Below are 17000 nucleotides of genomic sequence, written 5' to 3'. Positions count from 1 at the left end.
GCTGTCGCGGGATGGCGTCCTCGGCAGGTCGGCCCGCTTCCCGCACCGGGCCACCGCTCCCCGCCGTGTCAGCGCACGCGCACCGACAGGCAGGTCACGCAGCCCTCCAGCTTCTCGAACTCCGAGATGTCGACCGCGACGACGGTGTAGCCGAGCCCGCGGAGGAGCTCGGCGCTGCGGGGCGCCGAGGCCGCCATCAGCAGGGTGTCGTCGTCGAGCACGACGACGTGCGCGCCGGGCTCCTCCGGCATCGGCAGGAAGGAGGGGAAGAGCCGCGGCTCGTCGACGACGGGCTCCCAGCCGATGACCGTGCCGTCCGGCAGAGCCGTGACCGCGCTCTTGAGGTGCAGCGCTTTCGTGAGCGGCACCGCGACCACCGTCCATCCCAGCGGGCGGAGGATCGAGCGCAGCGCCGCGACTCCCTCGGCGTTCGTCCGCCCGCCGCGGCCCACGTACACGGTCCGGCCGATCTTCAGCACGTCCCCGCCGTCGAGGGTGGCGGGGGCCTCCAGGCGGTGCACGGTGAGGTCGAGGGCCCGCGCCGCCTCCTCGGCACCGGCGCTCTCGCCCCGGCGCGACTCGGCACCCGAGCGGGCGAGGACGGCGTGCGAGCCGAACACGACCACCGCGTCCTCGACGAAGACGGAGTCGGGGTGCTCCGGCGCGAACGCGGCCTGGACGATCTCCCACCCCGCGTCCTCGAGGGCGTCGACGTACTCTTCGTACTGCGCCTCGGCGGCCACCTGGTCGACCGGCACGCGCTCGAGGTGGGTGAGCTCCCCGTCGCCGAGATTCGGGGTCGGCAGGCGGATGATCGCGATGCGGCGCGCGGGCGCCTCCCGCTCCTCGCGGGCGGGCGCCAGCGACAGGGCGATCCGGCGGCCGAGCGTGGCGGCCGCGACGGTGAACGCCACCAGGAAGAGGAGGTTCAGACCGCCCAGCGTCGCCAGGATCGACATCCAGACGGTCCCGTCGATCGGAGCGCCGCTCGCGGACGCCTGCACGAGCGTGCCGGAGAGCGCGCCGACCACTCCCGCGAGCAGTCCCGCGATCGCCGCGGTCCACCGCCGCGCGAGCAGTCCGGCGACCGCCAGGACCGCCAGCACCACGAAGGCCAGGACGGTCGAGAGCAGGAAGTAGGCGTTCACCTGCGCCAGCGACGAGGGTTGCAGCTGGTTGCCGACGAAGAACGCGAGCAGATTCGCCGTGTGCGCCGCGACCGCCGTCGCCGCCGCCGCGGCGATCGCCGGCAGCACCCTCCGTCCGAGCGTGGGGGCGGTCACGATGTCGGGCGTCGAGTCGGTAGGCACCCGCCGACCCTACGCGCTCTCCTCCGCCCCTCCCCGACCGCCCCCTCGACACCTCTCAGGCGCGCCGCCGCGACTGCCGCACGAAGCACCGTCCTGCCCGTGCCTCACGACTGGGCGCGCGCCGGGCCCCCGCCCCCGCCCGAGCACCGCTTCACGACCAGTCACCCCCGCGTCCGCCTCCGACTGGACGCGAAACGCTCTCCACCCACCGGCCTGCGTCCGGATCGCGACCACTCACTGCTCGACAGCGCCGTCCGCCGCCGCAGCACTCGACACCCTCGAAGCCGGGCGTTGAGGAACCCGGCGCCCTCGGAGCGAGGCACACGTCAGCTCGACGCCCACAGGGCGAGGACACCACAACTCGACGCCCACAGGGCGAGGACACCACAACTCGACGCCCGCAGGGCGAGGACACGAGAACTCGACGCCCACAGGGCGAGGCACACCCCGACTCCCGGCAGGCTCCGAGTCCTGGATAGGTTGATGCCCGAAGGGCGAGCCCGCTCAGCGGGAATCGCGTGCCAAGCGATTCCCGCGGCGGGCGACGCACCCCGCTCTCTGCAACGCACCCCGTCGCGAACCCGACCGCGCCACGCCGCGCGAGGAGCGGCGTGGAAGAACGCACTCACTGAGCGCGAAGCGCTCAGTGAAAGAAGTGCCGCTCCCCCGTCGTGTACATCGTGATCCCCGCGCGCTTCGCCGCGTCGATGACCTCGGCGTCGCGGACGGAGCCGCCGGGCTGGACGACGGCCTTCACGCCGGCGGCGAGGAGGACCTCGAGGCCGTCGGCGAAGGGGAAGAAGGCGTCGGAGGCGGCGACGGAGCCGGGGGCGCGGTCGCCGGCGCGGGTGACGGCGAGGTGGCAGGAGTCGACGCGGTTGACCTGGCCCATGCCGACGCCGACGGAGGCGCCGCCCTTGGCGAGGAGGATCGCGTTGGACTTCACGGCGCGGCAGGCCTTCCAGGCGAACTCGAGGTCGAGGAGCGTGTCGGCGTCGGCGGGCTCGCCGGCGACGAGCTCCCAGCCGGAGCTGACCTCGCCCGGGCCTCCCGTGAAGCGGTCGGGCTCCTGGATGAGGACGCCGCCCGAGATCTGCTTGAACTCGGTCTCGACCGGCGCGTAGAAGGAGGGGAGCTGCAGCAGCCGCAGGTTCTTCTTGGTCTTGAGCACCTCGAGCGCTTCGGGCTCGAAGGCGGGGGCGACCAGCACCTCGGTGAAGATCTCCTTGACCGTCTCGGCCATGGCGAGGGTGACGGGGCGGTTCGCGGCGATGACGCCTCCGAAGGCCGACACCGGGTCGCACTCGTGGGCCCGGCGGTGCGCGGAGGCGATGGGGTCGAGGGCCTTCGTGCTCGCGATCGCGATGCCGCAGGGGTTCGCGTGCTTGATGATCGCGACGGCGGGGAGCACGAAGTCGTAGGCCGCGCGGACGGCCGCGTCGGCGTCGACGAAGTTGTTGTACGACATCTCCTTGCCGTGCAGCTGCTCGGCCTGGGCGATGCCGGTGCCGTCGGGCGACACGTAGAGCGCGGCCTTCTGGTGCGAGTTCTCGCCGTAGCGGAGGACCTGCTTCAGTGTGCCGCGGATCTCGACGGCGCCGCCGAACTCCGATCCGTCGCCCTCCTGCCCGGCGAACCAAGCGGCGACGGCGGAGTCGTACGAGGCGGTGTGCGCGAAGGCGCGGGCCGCGAGGGTGCGGCGGGCGGCGAGGGTGGTGCCGCCGTCGGCCAGGGCGGCGACGACTCCGGAGTAGTCGGCCGGGTCGACGACGATCGCCACGTTCGCGTGGTTCTTCGCCGACGCGCGGACGAGCGCGGGTCCGCCGATGTCGATGTTCTCGACGACGGTCGCGGGGTCCGCTCCGCCGGCGACCGTCTCGCGGAACGGGTACAGGTTGACGACGACGAGCTCGAACGCGGCGATGTCGAGCTGCTCGAGCTGCTCACGGTGCGAGGCGAGGCGGAGGTCGGCGAGGATGCCGGCGTGCACGGCGGGGTGCAGCGTCTTCACGCGGCCGTCGAGCGACTCCGGGAAGCCGGTGACGGAGGAGACGTCGGTCACCTCGTGGCCCGCGTCGCGGATCGTCGCGGCCGTCGATCCGGTCGAGACGAGCTCGACACCGGAGGCGGCGAGCGCCGCCGCGAGCTCGAGGAGCCCGGTCTTGTCGCTGACCGAGATCAGCGCTCGGCGGACGGGGACGACGTCGCGGTCGTCGTAGCTGCTGGGGTCGTGGGCGGTGATGCTCATGCTCGGGCGAGCTCCTCGAGATCGACGGTTCCGTGGGCGATGTCGAGCACCGTCTGCACCAGCAGGCGACGCTCGATGGTCTTGATGCGCTCGTGCAGAGCGTGCTCGCTCTCGCCGGGGAGCACGGCGAGGCTCTCCTGGGCGATCACCGGGCCGGTGTCGACTCCGGTGTCGATCACGTGCACGGTGACGCCGGTCTCGGTCGCGCCGGCCGCGAGCGCGTCGCGCACGGCGTGGGCACCGGGGAACAGCGGGAGCAGGGCGGGGTGGGTGTTGATCATCCGCGGGCTGAGGGCGTCGACGACGACGGGAGGCAGGATCCGCATGAATCCCGCGCAGACCACGAGGTCGGGCTCCCACTCGCGGATGCTCGCGAGCAGCTCCTCGCCCCACGCATCGCGGGAGGCGAAGGCGTGCGGGGTGACGGTGAAGGAGGGGACGTCGAACGCCTCCGCGTGCCGCAGCCCCTCGGCGTCGGTGTCGCTGCCGACGGCGACCACGCGCGCCGGGAAGCGGTCGTCCCGGGTCGCCTCCAGGAGGGCGCGGAGGTTGGAACCGCCGCCGGAGATCAGTACGACGAGCTTCAGCACTGCGCAAGTCTAGGGGGAGGCCTCCGCCCCGGACCACCGCGCTCAGTCGCGCGGGGGCCTGCCCGCGGCGAGACCGAGCCCGGCGGCGAGGGCCAGTTCCAGCGCGGCGATCGCGCCGACGACGAGCGGATCCGGCCCCACGACCGCGAGCCGCCCCGGCCCGGCGGAGCCCGCCGCCGCCCAGGCGAGCAGCCCGAGGACGACGCCCCCGACCACTCCGGTGCCGGCCGCCGCGACCGCGCCCCAGCGCAGGAGCGAGCGGCCGTCGAGCGCCTCGATCAGCGGGCGGCGGACCCGCCAGCCCGCGAGGAACCCGGCGAGGATCGGGACGAGGAGTCCGAGGAACCCGAACGGCAGGTCCCCCTGCGGCAGGGCTCCGAGGAACGGGATCGACGGCACGGGCCCGAGCAGGGTCCCGGCCGGTCCGACCGACGAGCCCGCGCCGAGGGCGAAGCCCGGCCCGATCAGCCAGCTCGCCGCCCAGATCACGAGGTCGGGCACGAAGGCCAGCTGCCCCAGCGTCAGCACGAGCCCGCCGAGCGCCTCCGAGCCCAGACCCTCGTAGAGCGCGACGACCGAGGTGTACCCGACGACGAGGAGCACGGCGACGAGCACCGCGGCAGCGCCGACGACGCCGGCTGCCGCCAGCGCTCCGGCTCGCAGCGACGTGAGCACGAGCGGGAGCGCGGGCTCCGGCAGCCGGGCCGCCGCGTCCGAGACCAGCTCGCCGAGCCGGTCCCTCTCTCCGCTGCGGGCGGAGTGGAGGACCGCCCCGATCGCGACACCGAGACCGAACACGAGCGGCGGCAGGACGGCACCCTGCACGGGGGCGATCGTCGCCGACTCCGTGGCGGACCCGAGCGTCACCAGGAACGCGATGGCGAAGTAGGTGGCGATCGCCGCGGTGAACCCGATGAAGCGGAACGGCGACTCCTGCGCCCGTCGACCGGTGCGGGCGCCGAGGAGGATCGCGAGCAGCGCGAAGGCGAGGGGCGCGATCGTGACGGTGAAGGCGTCCGTGCCGCCGGGCAGCCCCAGAGCGAGCGCCGAGTCGGGGGCGAGGCTCGCCCGCAGGTCGGCACCGTGGCCCATCAGCCAGGCGTCGGCCGCGAGGCGCCAGAACACGGCCCAGTCGACGGCCGTGTCGTACTGCACCGCCCAGAGGACGGTGAGCGGGACGAGCGTGATCGCGATGCCCAGGAGAGCCGAGAGCGCGGCGTCGAAGGCGGCGAGGAGGGCGACGGTGATCCGGTTCATAGGCGCGACGAGCCTACCGGCGGGTCCGCGTCCGGTCGCGGCGCGGCGCGCGGCCTCCCGCCCTCCTGCCGCGCGCGCCGCCACGCCCTACTGTCGACTCGTGACGAGGACACCGGCGGAGCGGACCGAGCGCGGCCTGGACAGGCTCGTGAACTTCAGCGACGCCGTCACGGCGATCGCGATCACGTTCCTGGTGCTGCCGCTCGTCGACGTCGTCGAGGAGGGCGGGTACGGCGACCTCGGCCCGCTGCTCGCGGACCACTCCGGCACGCTGGCGGCGTTCGTCGTGACCTTCGCGGTCATCGGACGCCTGTGGCTGGTGCAGCACGCGGTCTTCGAGGAGGTGCGCGGCTACTCCCCCGCGCTCGTCGCGGTGAACTTCGTCTGGCTCGCGGCGATCGTCCTCCTGCCGTTCGCGGCGAACCTGCTCTCGACCGTGTTCACCGACGATCCGTCCGTCTTCGCCCTCTACATCGGAGTGGTCATCGCGGCGAGCGCCGCCACCCTCGGCATGCGGCTGCTGCTGCGCCGGGACCCCGCGCTCGGCGCCGGAGCCCCGCAGCCGCTGTCCCGCCCGCTGATCGTCCTCGGGCTGCTCGGCGTCGCGCTCGTCCTCGCGGTGGCAGTGCCCGCGGTGAACATGCTCTGGCTGCTGCTGCTCCTGCTCCTGGAGCCGCTGGACCGATGGGCGAGGCGCAGGCGTCCTCGGGCCTCTGCCCGTCCCGTCCGCACCCCTCGGGGACTGGACCGCCTCGTCAACTTCTCGGACGCGACCGTCGCGATCGCCATCACCCTCCTGGTGCTGCCGCTCGTGCAGCTCGCTCCGGAGATCGCCGAGGGCGGAGGAGGCGTGGCGGCGCTCCTCGACGACCACCTCGACCAGGTGCTCGCCTTCGCTCTGTCGTTCGTCCTGATCGCCGTGTTCTGGATCCCCCACCACCGCGTCTTCGAGCGTGCCGACGACTACGACGGCCCGCTGGCCTGGCTCGATCTGCTCTGGCTCGCCGCCGTGGCGTTCTTCCCCTTCGCCACGGGCGTGATCGCGCTGCTCCCCGACTCCCGCGGGACGATCGGCCTCTACGTCGGGACCATGGTCGTGATGAGCGGCGCGCTCGTGCTGATCGAGAGGCACCTGGAGCGACGCCCGGAGCTGCTGCGGGAGGGCGTCGCCGGAGCGCCCCTGCGCCGGGCGCTCGTGCCGTTCGGTCTGCTGGTGCTCGCGTTCGCGCTCGCGATGGCGGCGCCCTCGCTCTGGTGGCTGCTGGTCCTGCTGCTGCAGCGGCCGGTGCAGGTCCTGCTCGAGCGGAGGCGTCCCGCCGGCTAGCGCTCGGGTGCCCAGCCCAGCTCGGGTGCGATCCGCTCGGCCACCGTCCGCAGGATCCGGCGGTGCGACTCCACCCCTCCCACCGCGGGGAGCGTCAGCGTCAGCGAGTCCGCCTCCGCGAGGGCCGGATCGGCGGCGAGCGACGCGACGATCTCCTCCGGCGAGCCGAGGTGCAGCGGGCTGAAGCGCATGGGAGCCGCGATGATCGAGCGGTCGGCCGTGCGCGGTGTGCCGTCGTCGTTCATCCGCGCGAGGTAGCCGTCGATGAAGGCGCGATGGGCCCGCTCGTCGGCGTCGTCCAGGAGCGGCAGCACGATGCGGCCCGCGGTGACGCGCGAGGTCCGCTCGGGATGCGCGGCGCGGAACGCCTCGCGGTAGGCGCGGATCTGCACCGCCTGCTGCTCGGCGAACGGCAGACCGGTCTCCTCCGTGTTGAGGGTGGAGACCTGCAGGTGCATGCCCTGCTCGCCGGCGCGCACCGCGGAGGAGACGGTGCCGGCGCCGTACCAGATCCGGTCCGCGAGTCCCGGGGCGTGCGGATGCTGGATGAGCGGATCGCCGACCGGCACCGACATCAGCGCCGACTCCGCGATCCCGAGCACCTCGCCCGAGAGGGCCTCGCGCAGCCGGCGGATCCGCTCCTGAGCCTCGGCGCGGAACTCGCCCTCGCCCTGCCCGAAGACCCCGTCGAAGACCGACGCGAGGTGCGCGAATCCGCTGCTCACCCCCAGATCGAGGCGGCCGCCCGACAGCAGGTCGACGGTCGCCGCGTCCTCGGCGAGGCGGATCGGCGCCTCGTAGCGCGCGCCGATGACGGCGGTGCCCAGGTGGAGGCGCCGCGTGCGCTGCGAGGCGGCCGCGAAGAAGGTCATCGGCGAGGCCAGGAAGCGCTCGAAGTGGCGCACCCGCACCCAGCCGGTGCCGTAGCCCAGCTCCTCGGCGAGCTCGAAGAGGGCGAGCCCGTCCTCCAGGCTGCGCGCGGCGTCGCCGGGCTGCTCGGGGCCCTCCGGATACGGGACGAAGGTGAGGAAGTCGAGGCCGAGTCTGCGGGTCACACCGCGACGGTACCCCGGAACGCGCGAACGGGCGGGATCGCTGCCGGAGCAGCGGATCCCGCCCGTTCGGATGCGCCAGTGGCTACAGCGACGCGTAGACCTCGCGCAGCAGCGCGGCGGTCTCGGACGGCGTCTTGCCGACCTTCACGCCCGCGGCCTCGAGGGCCTCCTTCTTGGCCTGCGCGGTGCCCGCGGAGCCCGAGACGATGGCGCCGGCGTGGCCCATCGTCTTGCCCTCGGGAGCCGTGAAGCCCGCCACGTAGCCGACGACCGGCTTGGTGACGTTCGCCTTGATGAAGTCGGCCGCGCGCTCCTCGGCGTCGCCGCCGATCTCGCCGATCATGACGATCGCCTTGGTCTCGGGGTCGGCCTCGAACGCGGCGAGCGCATCGATGTGCGTCGTGCCGATGATCGGGTCGCCGCCGATGCCGATGGCGGTCGAGAAGCCGAGGTCGCGCAGCTCGTACATCATCTGGTAGGTCAGGGTGCCCGACTTCGAGACGAGGCCGATGGGGCCCTTGCCCGTGATCGTCGCGGGGGTGATGCCCACGAGCGACTCGCCCGGCGTGATGATGCCGGGGCAGTTCGGGCCGATGATGCGGGTCTTGTTCCCCTTCTCCTGCGCGTACGCCCAGAACTCGGCCGAGTCCTGCACCGGGATGCCCTCGGTGATGACGACGAGGAGGCCGATCTCGGCGTCGATCGCCTCGATGACGGCGTCCTTCGAGAAGGCGGGCGGGACGAACGCGATGGAGACGTCGGCACCGGTGGCCTCGATGGCCTCCTTGACGGTGCCGAAGACGGGCAGCTCGACGTCGCCGTGGGTGACGGTCGTGCCGGCCTTGCGCGCGTTCACGCCGCCGACGATGTTGGTCCCGGCCTTGAGCATCAGCGCGGTGTGCTTGGTGCCCTCGCCGCCGGTGATGCCCTGGACGATGACCTTGGAGTCCTTGGTGAGGAAGATCGACATGCTTGTTCTCTGATTCCTTGAGTCGTCGGGTCCGTTACGCGGCGGCGAGTTCGGCGGCCTTGTCGGCGCCCTCGTCCATGGTCGCGGCGAGCGTGATGAGCGGGTTGGCGGCGGCCTGCAGGATCGCGCGGCCCTCCTCCACCTTGTTGCCGTCCAGGCGGACGACGAGCGGCTTGGTCGCGGTGTCGCCGAGGATCTCGAGCGCCTGCAGGATGCCGTTGGCGACGGCGTCGCACGCGGTGATGCCGCCGAAGACGTTGACGAAGACGCTCTTGACCTGCTCGTCGCCGAGGATCACGTCGAGGCCGTTCGCCATGACCTGGGCGGACGCTCCGCCTCCGATGTCGAGGAAGTTGGCGGGCTTCACGCCGCCGTGGCGCTCGCCCGCGTAGGCGACCACGTCGAGGGTCGACATGACCAGGCCCGCGCCGTTGCCGATGATGCCGACCTCGCCGTCGAGCTTCACGTAGTTGAGGTCGTTCTCCTTGGCCTTCGCCTCGAGCGGGTCGGCGGCGTCCTTGTCCTCGAGCGCAGCGTGCTCGGGGTGGCGGAAGCCGGCGTTCTCGTCGAGCGAGACCTTGCCGTCGAGCGCGACGATGTCGCCCTCCTCGGTGAGGACGAGCGGGTTCACCTCGACGAGGGTCGCGTCCTCGCCGGTGTAGACGTCGTAGAGCTTCACGAGGACCGGGGCGACCTTGCCGATCAGCTCCTCGGGGAACTTCGCCGCGCGGGCGATCTCCTCGGCCTTGGCGAGGTCGATGCCCTGGCCGGCGACGACCTCGACGCGCGCGAGCGCCTCGGGACGCTCGACGGCGAGCTGCTCGATCTCCATGCCGCCCTCGTAGGACGTGAGCGAGAGGTAGGAGCGGTTGGCGCGGTCCAGCAGCACCGAGAAGTAGAACTCCTGGGCGATGCGGGCGCCACCGGCGACCATGACGCGCTTGACGACGTGGCCCTTGATGTCGAGGCCGAGGATCGACTTCGCGGCCTCCTCGGCGTCGTCGGCGGTCTTGGCGACCTTGACTCCGCCGGCCTTGCCGCGTCCGCCGATCTTCACCTGCGCCTTGACGACGGTCACGCCGCCGAGCTTCTCGGCCGCGGCGCGCACCTCCTCGGGCGTATCGGCGACGATGCCGGGGAGCACGGGGACGCCGTACTTCTCGAACAGATCACGGGCCTGGTATTCGAAGAGATCCACGCTGCATTCCCATTCCGCGCCGAGCGCGCTTGCGTTTCGAGTCCGATGCGGCCCGTCTGCGCCGGAGTCTCGGCACAGTCCTGGGCCGCGACAACTCTACTCCGCACGCACTGAGCGCTTCCCGCGCCGCGTAGCGTGGTCGCATGCCCTCGAGAAGCCGCTCCCGCCCGGAGCGCGACGTGTTCCGCGAGGGCGTCTTCCTGATCGCCGGCGCCCGCGCGATCCTGCTGCAGATCGCGCACCCCGCTGTCGGCGCGGGCGTCGCCGAGCACTCCGACTTCGTGCACCGGGCGCTGGGGCGCCTGCACGGCACCCTCTCCTACCTCTACGCGCTGCACTACGGCTCCCCGGACGACGTCCGTGCGGTGCGCCGCCGGGTGAACCGCGCGCACGGCCCGGTCCGCGGCCCCGGGTACAGCGCCTTCGATCCGGAGCTGCAGCGCTGGGTCGCGGCGACCCTCACGCAGTCGATGCTGCAGCTGTACGAGGGCGCGTTCGGGCCGATGACCCGGGAGCAGGCGGACGATCTCGTCGACCGCTCACGCGTGGTCGGCACCTCGCTGCAGATGGCGGACGCGGCGTGGCCGGCCGACCGGGCGGCGTTCGACGCCTACTGGGACGAGCAGGTGACGCGCCTGCGCGTCACGCCCGACGCGCGCCGCGTCGCGCACGACCTCCTCGGTGGAGCGATCGCCGCGTGGTACCTGCGCCCACTCGGCCCGTACCTCCGTCTGATCACCGCGGGGCTCCTCCCGCCGGCGCTGCGGGAGCCGTTCGGCTTCCGCTGGAGCGAGCGGCAGCAGCGGCGCTTCGACCGGGCGCTCGGGGTCACCTTCGCCGTCTACCGTCGGCTCCCGGCGGTCGTGCGGACGTCGCCGAGTCGCTTGTACCTGGCGCAGGTGCGCCGCGAGTCCTCTCTCTAGAACCCTGCCGTGATGCTCCAGCCCGCATAGGCGGCGAGCTCGAGACCCAGTGCCTGCGCGGCGGCCCGCGCCTCCTCGACGCCCCGCTCGTCGCGCACGTCGACGGCGATCGGCACGCTGTCGCCGAAGCCCGCGACCGAGACCCGGGCGCTCGTCGGCCCGCTGTAGAGGGGGACGTGCGCGTCCGCGGTGCGCGCTCCGATCACCCGCGACCCGGTCGCCTCCGCGATGACCGCGAGGGCGAACGGAGCCGTCGCGATCGCATCCGTGTACAGGGTCGCCTCGCCTCGCATGCCACGACCCTACGGCGCCCCTCGGATCCGGCTCCAGCACTCCCGCCGAGGCCTGCGGTGGAGGAGAATGCGGCTCGGAGCAGCACTCGATGAGGAGGCGCAGCATGGACGCGGTCGTGGTCGGAGTCAGCGGATCGGATCGGAGCACGGACGCCCTGCGCTGGGCGCTCGATTACGCGCGGGGCCATCGGCTGCCCGCGGAACTCGTGAGCGTCGTCGAGCCGGCGCGCGGCCGGATCGCCGAGGCGGCCGCCGAGCAGCGCCGCGCGGCGGGCGCGGTGCTCGAGGAGGCGCGGGCCCTCGCCGAGCGGGAGTACGCCGGGGTCCCCGTACGGGTGAGGCTGCTCGACGGCGATCCCGTGCACGTGCTCGCCGATGCCGCGCCCGCCGGCGCCCTGCTGGTGCTGGGCGCGCATCCGCTCTCCCGGCGCGGTCTCTCGGTGGCCGCGCCGGTCGCCGTCCGGGTCGCCGCCGCATCGCGGTCGGCGGTGGCGCTCATCCCCGGGCCCGCCTCGACGGGGCGCAGCGGAGTCGCGGTCGGCGTCGACGGATCCGAGGTCTCGCTCGAGGCGATCAGGCTCGCGGCGAAGGAGGCCGACCGGCTCGGCGAGCCCCTGCTCGCCCTCCACGCCTGGCAGCTGCCCGGAGCGTGGGCCGACTCGGTGCCGGTCGAGCGCCGCGTCATCGACGCGATCGAGGAGGACGAGGACCTCGTGCTCGCGGAGTCCCTCGTCGGCCTCGGCGAGAGCTGCCCCGACCTCGAGATCCGGCACCTGCTCGTGCGCGGCAACCCCGTCGAGAAGCTGAGCGAGGTCGCCGCGGAAGCGCGGCTGCTGGTCGTCGGCAGCCACGGACGCGGCGCGTTCCTGCGGCTGCTGCTCGGCTCCGTCAGCCACAGCCTCGCACTGACCGTGCCGGGTCCCCTCGTGATCCTCCGCCATCGCGCACTGACGCGCTGAGCATCCGATGGGATCCCTTGAACGGGGCACGCGCCGGTCCTACGGTGAACCACCCGGCATCCGCCGCGGCTGTCGACGACGACGGGAGCACCCATGAGCATCGCCGAACCACGACCTGCGGAGGCTCCCGCGGCTCCGCCCGCCCCGACCGGCTTCGGCACCCTCTCGGTCGCCGCGATCCTCGCGGAGGCGGCGCGGAGGACGCCGACCACTATCGCGATCCGGGTGGGTCCGCTCGCCGTCGACTACGCCACGCTCTGGGACCAGACCCGGGCCTACGCCGGAGCCCTGCGCGCCCACGGGATCGGGCCCGGCGATCGCGTCGCGCTGCTCGTGCCCAACGTGCCCGATTTTCCGCGAGGCTACTTCGCCGTCCTCGCGCTCGGGGCGGTGGTCGTGCCGGTGCACGCCCTCCTCAAGCACGACGAGATCGCGTACGTGCTCCGCGACTCCGGCGCCTCGGCGCTGATCTGCGCCGCGCCGCTCCTGCCCGAGGGGGCGGCCGGGGCCGCTCTCGTCGACGTCCCCGTGCTCAGCGTGATGGTGCCCGACGGCACCGGGTCGCCGTTCCCTCGTCTCGAGGACCTCGCAGCCGAGGCCGCTCCGATCGACGGATACGTCCCGCGCGAGCCCTCCGACACCGCGACGATCCTCTACACGAGCGGCACGACGGGCCGTCCGAAGGGAGCGGAGGGGACTCACTTCGCGATCGTGTCGCAGTCGGACGTGCTGCTGATGAACACCTTCGACCTGCACCGCGGGGACGTCGTGCTCGGCGCGCTGCCCCTGTTCCACACCTTCGGGCAGGTCTGCGCGATGAACACGGCCTTCCGCACGGCGGCGACGGTGGTGCTGGTGCCCAAGTTCGACGGCGACGCCGCTCTCGAGGCGATGATCGCGCACGAGTGCACGGTGTTCGAGGGTGTGCCGACCATGTACGTGGCGCTGCTCGACGCCGCGACCAGGCGACCCGACCGTCCGCCGCTGCGCTACGCGGTCTCCGGAGGAGCGTCGCTGCCGCTCGCGGTCATCGAGCGGTTCCGCGAGGTGTTCGGGGTCGAGATCTACGAGGGCTACGGGCTCACCGAGACCTCCCCCGTCGCCACCTTCAACCACGTGGGGGTCCCGCCGCGCGCCGGCACCGTCGGCACTCCGATCTGGGGTGTCGAGGTCGAGGTCGCCCGGCCCGAGGTGACCGATCGGATCGAGCTGCTCCCCCGCGGCGAGCTCGGCGAGATCGTCGTGCGCGGCCACAACCTGATGAAGGGCTACCTCGGCAACGCGGCGGCGAGCGCCGAGGCCGTCGTCGACGGCTGGTTCCGCACCGGCGATCTCGGCACGAAGGACGACGAGGACTACGTGCGGATCCTGGACCGCACGAAGGACATGATCATCCGCAACGGCTACAACGTGTACCCGCGCGAGGTGGAGGAGGTGCTGATCGGCCACCCCTCCGTCGCCAATGCGGCGGTCTTCGGAGTCGCGGACGAGAAGCACGGCCAGGAGATCGTCGCCGCTGTGGTTCTCACCCCGTCGGCCGAGGTCGGCGCCGACGAGCTGATCGCCTTCGCGAACGAGCACCTCGCCGCCTTCAAGTTCCCCCGCCGCATCGAGTTCGTCGACGCCCTGCCGCTGGGCCCGAGCGGGAAGGTGCTCAAGCGCGAACTGGTCGCCCGCTACTCCTGACCGTCGCGCGAGATGCCACTCCGGTACGCCCCTCGCGGCGTGTCGCGCACCGTAGTGGCATCTCGCAGCGGGGGGGGGGGCTGGGCTCAGCCGAGCAGCGACCAGACGACGGAGGCGAGCACCGCGCCGGTCGCCGCGCCCGCCACGACCTGCGCCGGGGTGTGCGCGCCGAGCCGCACGCGCGACCAGCCGGTCCAGAGCAGGACGGGCGCCGACACGAGCAGCGACCACGGTCCGTAGGCGATCAGCACCACGACGGCGCAGGTCGCGACGACCGCGGCGTGGCCGGACAGCTTCCACGCGAGGTTGACCACTCCGACCGCCACGACGACCGCGACGGTGACGAGGCCGAAGGTCGTCACTGCGGCGGGAGCCCCGAGTGCCGCGAGCAGCACGAGGCCGACCACGATCGACACGAGCGCCAGGGCGATCGGCAGAGCGCGCTCGCGTCGCTCCGGGACGTGGTGGTCGCCCGTGATCCGCCCGGCGCGCAGCAGCAGCCGGATCGCGAGGTACGGCAGGACGCCGACGAACAGCGCCGCGAGCGCGCCCCATGCCACTCCCAGGAGGGGCGGATCCGCGACCCGCGCCCCGACCGCGATCGGCACGACGACCGCGAGCACCGCCGGCGAGAACGCCTCGGTCGCGAACCGCGCCGCGGCGTCGCTCCTGGCCCGGCGGCCGACCGGCGGCCTCACGAGTCGGCGCGCCTCACAGCTTCTCGATCGGAGCGACCTTGATCAGCAGCTTCTTCGCGCCGACCTGGTCGAACAGCACGTGCGCGACGCGCTTGGTGCCCTCGCCGGTGACCGCGTTCACGCGGCCCTCGCCGAAATCGGTGTGCCGGATGCGGTCGCCCGCGATCAGCTCGAGGTCGCCGTTGTCGCGGACCATGCCCGTGATGCGGTTGGGGAACTCGGCCTTGGCCTTCGGCGCCGCGGCGAGCGCCTCGCGGAACTCGGAGTTCGAGCGGGAGCGGCCGAAGCCGGGGCGCTGCGCGTTCAGAGCCCGCGGCTGGGTACCTCCGCGCGAGGTCGCCGCGCCGGGCGACTGCCGCCACTCGATCAGCTCCCCGGGGATCTCCTGGAGGAAGCGGCTCGGCATCGCGACCGACGTCTCGCCGTACTGCGCGCGCGTCATCGCCAGCGAGAGGTAGAGCCGCTTGCGCGCGCGGGTGATGCCGACGTAGAACAGCCGCCGCTCCTCGGCCGGACCGCCGGGCTCGTTCGCCGAGATGCGGTGCGGGAGGAGGTCCTCCTCGATCCCGGTGAGGAACACGGCGTCGTACTCGAGGCCCTTCGCGGTGTGCAGCGTCATCAGCGAGACGGTGCCCGAGTCGTCCTCGAGGTCGTCCGCCGCGGCGACGAGCGACACCTCGGTGAGGAAGTCGACCAGGCCGCCGTCGGGGTTGTTGCGCGCGAACTCCTTGGTCACGGCGATGAGCTCGTCGACGTTCTCGGCGCGCGCCTCGTCCTGCGGATCGCGGCTCGCCCGCAGCATGTCGAGGTAGCCGCTGCGCGTCAGGAGCGCCGTGAGCACCTCGTGCACCTTCGCCTCGCCCTCGGGGCGGCCGGGGTCGAGCATCATGGCGCACTCGTCGAGCAGCGTCGCCAGATCGACGATCGCCTTCGTGACCTTCGGACCCATGCCGAGCGACCCGGCGTTGCGCATCGATTCGCGGAGGGTCACTCCGTTGGTGTCGGCGAACGACTGCAGCTGCGCCTCCGTCGCCGGGCCGATGCCGCGCTTGGGGGTGTTCATGATCCGCCGCAGCGCCAGCACGTCGGCGGGGTTGGCGACGGTGATGAGGTAGGCGAGCGCGTCCTTGATCTCGGCGCGCTCGTAGAACTTGGTGCCGCCGAGGATCCGGTAGGGCAGGGCCGAGCGGATGAAGATCTCCTCCAGCGCGCGGGTCTGCGCGTTGGTGCGGTAGAACACGGCGATCTCGTCGTACCCCGTGCCGGCCGCGTGCAGCCGGGCGATCTCGTCGACGACGAACTGCGCCTCGTCGTGCCCGGAGTAGCCCGTGTAGCCGATGATCTTCTCGCCGTCGCCGCTGGAGGACCAGAGGTTCTTCGCGCGGCGGTCGAAGTTGTTCGAGATGACCGCGTTGGCGGCCGAGAGGATGTTCTGGGTCGAGCGGTAGTTCTGCTCGAGCAGGATCACCCGGCAGCCGGGGAAGTCGCGCTCGAACTCGACGATGTTGCGGATGTCGGCGCCGCGGAACGCGTAGATCGACTGGTCGGAGTCGCCGACCACCGTGAGGGAGGCGCCGGGGATCGACCCGTCGGCCGTGACGGGGCCGCGGTACGGACGGTCGAACTGCGCGGCGTCGATCGTCGCCCGCGGCACCGGGCGGGTCAGCTCGTGGATCAGCGAGTACTGCGCGTGGTTGGTGTCCTGGTACTCGTCGACCAGCACGTGGCGGAAGCGCCGCTGGTACTTCGCGGCGACGTGCGGGAACGCGCGGAAGAGGTAGACCGTCTGCGCGATGAGGTCGTCGAAGTCGAACGCGTTCGCGCTCTCGAGCGCCCGCGAGTACGCCCGGAAGACCTGGAGGAACATCTCCTCGTTGGGGTCGCTCATGTTCGCGGTGCGCGCGTAGGAGTCGACGTCGGCGAGCTCGTTCTTGAGCTTCGAGATCTTCGAGGAGGCGCTCGCGACCGTGATGCCGAGCGAGTCGGCCTCGAGGTCCTTCACGATCCGCTTGAGCAGCGCGCGCTGATCGCCCGAGTCGTAGATGGTGAACGACTTCGTCATGCCGAAGTTCTCGGCCTCGCGCCGCAGGATCCGCACGCACGCGGAGTGGAAGGTCGAGATCCACATCCCCTCGGCGCTCTGCCCGACGAGCTTCTCGACGCGCTCGCGCATCTCGGCCGCGGCCTTGTTGGTGAACGTGATCGCGAGGATCTGGCTCGGCCAGGCCTCGCCGTTGCCGAGGAGGCTCGCGATGCGACGGGTCAGCACGCTGGTCTTGCCGGAGCCCGCGCCCGCGACGATCAGCAGCGCGTCGCCGCGGTACTCGACCGCCTCGCGCTGCTGCGGGTTGAGCCCCGCGACGAGCTGCTCGTGCGCCGGATCGCTGAAGGAGGCGCCGTCGCGGCCGGGTGCGGCGAGGACGACCGGGGTGGCTCGGGAATCGCTCGGATCGAAGAGGAAGCTCATGTCCCTCCGAGTGTAGATCGAC

The 17000-nt window shown here is 72.5% G+C and carries 14 protein-coding genes; 4 read left to right on the top strand and 10 right to left on the bottom strand.

Annotated elements, in window-relative coordinates; all coding sequences use genetic code 11:
• Nucleotides 1-68: 68 nt before the first annotated feature.
• From ddaH to ASF48_RS05305, 4 genes are all read right to left on the bottom strand, one after another.
• Nucleotides 69-1310 (bottom strand): dimethylargininase, encoded by a 1242-nt coding sequence (ddaH, locus tag ASF48_RS20050; protein WP_327205434.1) that lies wholly within the window; start codon nt 1308-1310, stop codon nt 69-71.
• Between the two features lie 643 nt (nt 1311-1953).
• Entirely contained in the window at nt 1954-3558 is a 1605-nt protein-coding gene (gene purH, locus ASF48_RS05315; protein WP_055787521.1) for a bifunctional phosphoribosylaminoimidazolecarboxamide formyltransferase/IMP cyclohydrolase, read from the bottom strand.
• A complete protein-coding gene (gene purN, locus ASF48_RS05310) occupies nt 3555-4148 on the bottom strand; it encodes a phosphoribosylglycinamide formyltransferase (protein WP_055787518.1) in 594 nt (197 codons plus the stop codon). The genes purH and purN overlap by 4 nt, the downstream gene beginning before the upstream one ends.
• A gap of 42 nt (nt 4149-4190) precedes the next feature.
• On the bottom strand, nt 4191-5405 hold the full coding sequence (locus tag ASF48_RS05305; protein WP_055787515.1) for a cell division protein PerM: 1215 nt from the start codon (nt 5403-5405) through the stop codon (nt 4191-4193).
• Between the two features lie 100 nt (nt 5406-5505).
• Here ASF48_RS05305 and ASF48_RS05300 point away from each other — a divergent pair, with 100 nt between their 5' ends.
• Complete coding sequence (locus ASF48_RS05300) at nt 5506-6729, top strand: TMEM175 family protein (protein WP_082480995.1); 1224 nt, start codon at nt 5506-5508, stop codon at nt 6727-6729.
• On the opposite strand, the gene ASF48_RS05295 is transcribed toward ASF48_RS05300, so the two are convergent.
• The 3 genes from ASF48_RS05295 to sucC form a co-directional block, all read right to left on the bottom strand.
• Nucleotides 6726-7784: an LLM class flavin-dependent oxidoreductase gene (locus ASF48_RS05295; protein ID WP_162238023.1), complete on the bottom strand. Its 1059-nt coding sequence runs from the start codon at nt 7782-7784 to the stop codon at nt 6726-6728. The genes ASF48_RS05300 and ASF48_RS05295 overlap by 4 nt on opposite strands.
• An 82-nt stretch (nt 7785-7866) precedes the next feature.
• Complete coding sequence (gene sucD, locus ASF48_RS05290; RefSeq protein ID WP_055787509.1) at nt 7867-8754, bottom strand: succinate--CoA ligase subunit alpha; 888 nt, start codon at nt 8752-8754, stop codon at nt 7867-7869.
• Between the two features lie 34 nt (nt 8755-8788).
• On the bottom strand, nt 8789-9952 hold the full coding sequence (gene sucC / locus ASF48_RS05285; protein ID WP_055787504.1) for an ADP-forming succinate--CoA ligase subunit beta: 1164 nt from the start codon (nt 9950-9952) through the stop codon (nt 8789-8791).
• A gap of 143 nt (nt 9953-10095) precedes the next feature.
• Here sucC and ASF48_RS05280 point away from each other — a divergent pair, with 143 nt between their 5' ends.
• Nucleotides 10096-10875: an oxygenase MpaB family protein gene (locus tag ASF48_RS05280; RefSeq protein WP_055787502.1), complete on the top strand. Its 780-nt coding sequence runs from the start codon at nt 10096-10098 to the stop codon at nt 10873-10875.
• Here ASF48_RS05280 and ASF48_RS05275 read toward each other — a convergent pair.
• Nucleotides 10872-11168, bottom strand: a complete 297-nt coding sequence (locus tag ASF48_RS05275; protein WP_055787498.1) for a hypothetical protein — start codon at nt 11166-11168, stop codon at nt 10872-10874. The genes ASF48_RS05280 and ASF48_RS05275 overlap by 4 nt on opposite strands.
• 104 nt (nt 11169-11272) lie before the next feature.
• On the opposite strand from ASF48_RS05275, the gene ASF48_RS05270 reads away from it, so the two are divergent.
• Together ASF48_RS05270 and ASF48_RS05265 are read left to right on the top strand one after the other, a co-directional pair.
• Complete coding sequence (locus ASF48_RS05270) at nt 11273-12127, top strand: universal stress protein (RefSeq protein ID WP_055787496.1); 855 nt, start codon at nt 11273-11275, stop codon at nt 12125-12127.
• Between the two features lie 93 nt (nt 12128-12220).
• A complete protein-coding gene (locus ASF48_RS05265; protein WP_055787493.1) occupies nt 12221-13813 on the top strand; it encodes a long-chain-fatty-acid--CoA ligase in 1593 nt (530 codons plus the stop codon).
• An 86-nt stretch (nt 13814-13899) separates the two neighbouring features.
• Here the strand turns inward: ASF48_RS05265 and ASF48_RS05260 are convergent, their stop codons facing one another.
• Both ASF48_RS05260 and ASF48_RS05255 read right to left on the bottom strand, forming a co-directional pair.
• Nucleotides 13900-14511, bottom strand: coding sequence for a phosphatase PAP2 family protein (locus ASF48_RS05260; RefSeq protein ID WP_055787490.1), 612 nt, complete (start codon nt 14509-14511; stop codon nt 13900-13902).
• Nucleotides 14512-14524: 13 nt separating this feature from the next.
• Nucleotides 14525-16978: an ATP-dependent helicase gene (locus ASF48_RS05255; RefSeq protein WP_055787487.1), complete on the bottom strand. Its 2454-nt coding sequence runs from the start codon at nt 16976-16978 to the stop codon at nt 14525-14527.
• Nucleotides 16979-17000: the final 22 nt, after the last annotated feature.

It is taken from the genome of Rathayibacter sp. Leaf299, from assembly GCF_001423055.1.
Taxonomy (GTDB): Bacteria; Actinomycetota; Actinomycetes; order Actinomycetales; family Microbacteriaceae; genus Rathayibacter; species Rathayibacter caricis.
This window is presented reverse-complemented; position numbering and strand designations above follow the sequence as displayed.

What these genes read in the sequence shown, in the direction of transcription:
- ASF48_RS05270 (WP_055787496.1), top strand. Translation starts at nt 11,273, where the DNA reads ATGGACGCGGTCGTGGTCGGAGTCAGCGGATCGGATCGGAGCACGGAC.
- ASF48_RS05255 (WP_055787487.1), bottom strand. Translation starts at nt 16,978, where the DNA reads ATGAGCTTCCTCTTCGATCCGAGCGATTCCCGAGCCACCCCGGTCGTC.
- sucD (WP_055787509.1), bottom strand. Translation starts at nt 8,754, where the DNA reads ATGTCGATCTTCCTCACCAAGGACTCCAAGGTCATCGTCCAGGGCATC.
- ASF48_RS05265 (WP_055787493.1), top strand. Translation starts at nt 12,221, where the DNA reads ATGAGCATCGCCGAACCACGACCTGCGGAGGCTCCCGCGGCTCCGCCC.
- purH (WP_055787521.1), bottom strand. Translation starts at nt 3,558, where the DNA reads ATGAGCATCACCGCCCACGACCCCAGCAGCTACGACGACCGCGACGTC.
- ASF48_RS05305 (WP_055787515.1), bottom strand. Translation starts at nt 5,405, where the DNA reads ATGAACCGGATCACCGTCGCCCTCCTCGCCGCCTTCGACGCCGCGCTC.
- ASF48_RS05275 (WP_055787498.1), bottom strand. Translation starts at nt 11,168, where the DNA reads ATGCGAGGCGAGGCGACCCTGTACACGGATGCGATCGCGACGGCTCCG.
- ASF48_RS05280 (WP_055787502.1), top strand. Translation starts at nt 10,096, where the DNA reads ATGCCCTCGAGAAGCCGCTCCCGCCCGGAGCGCGACGTGTTCCGCGAG.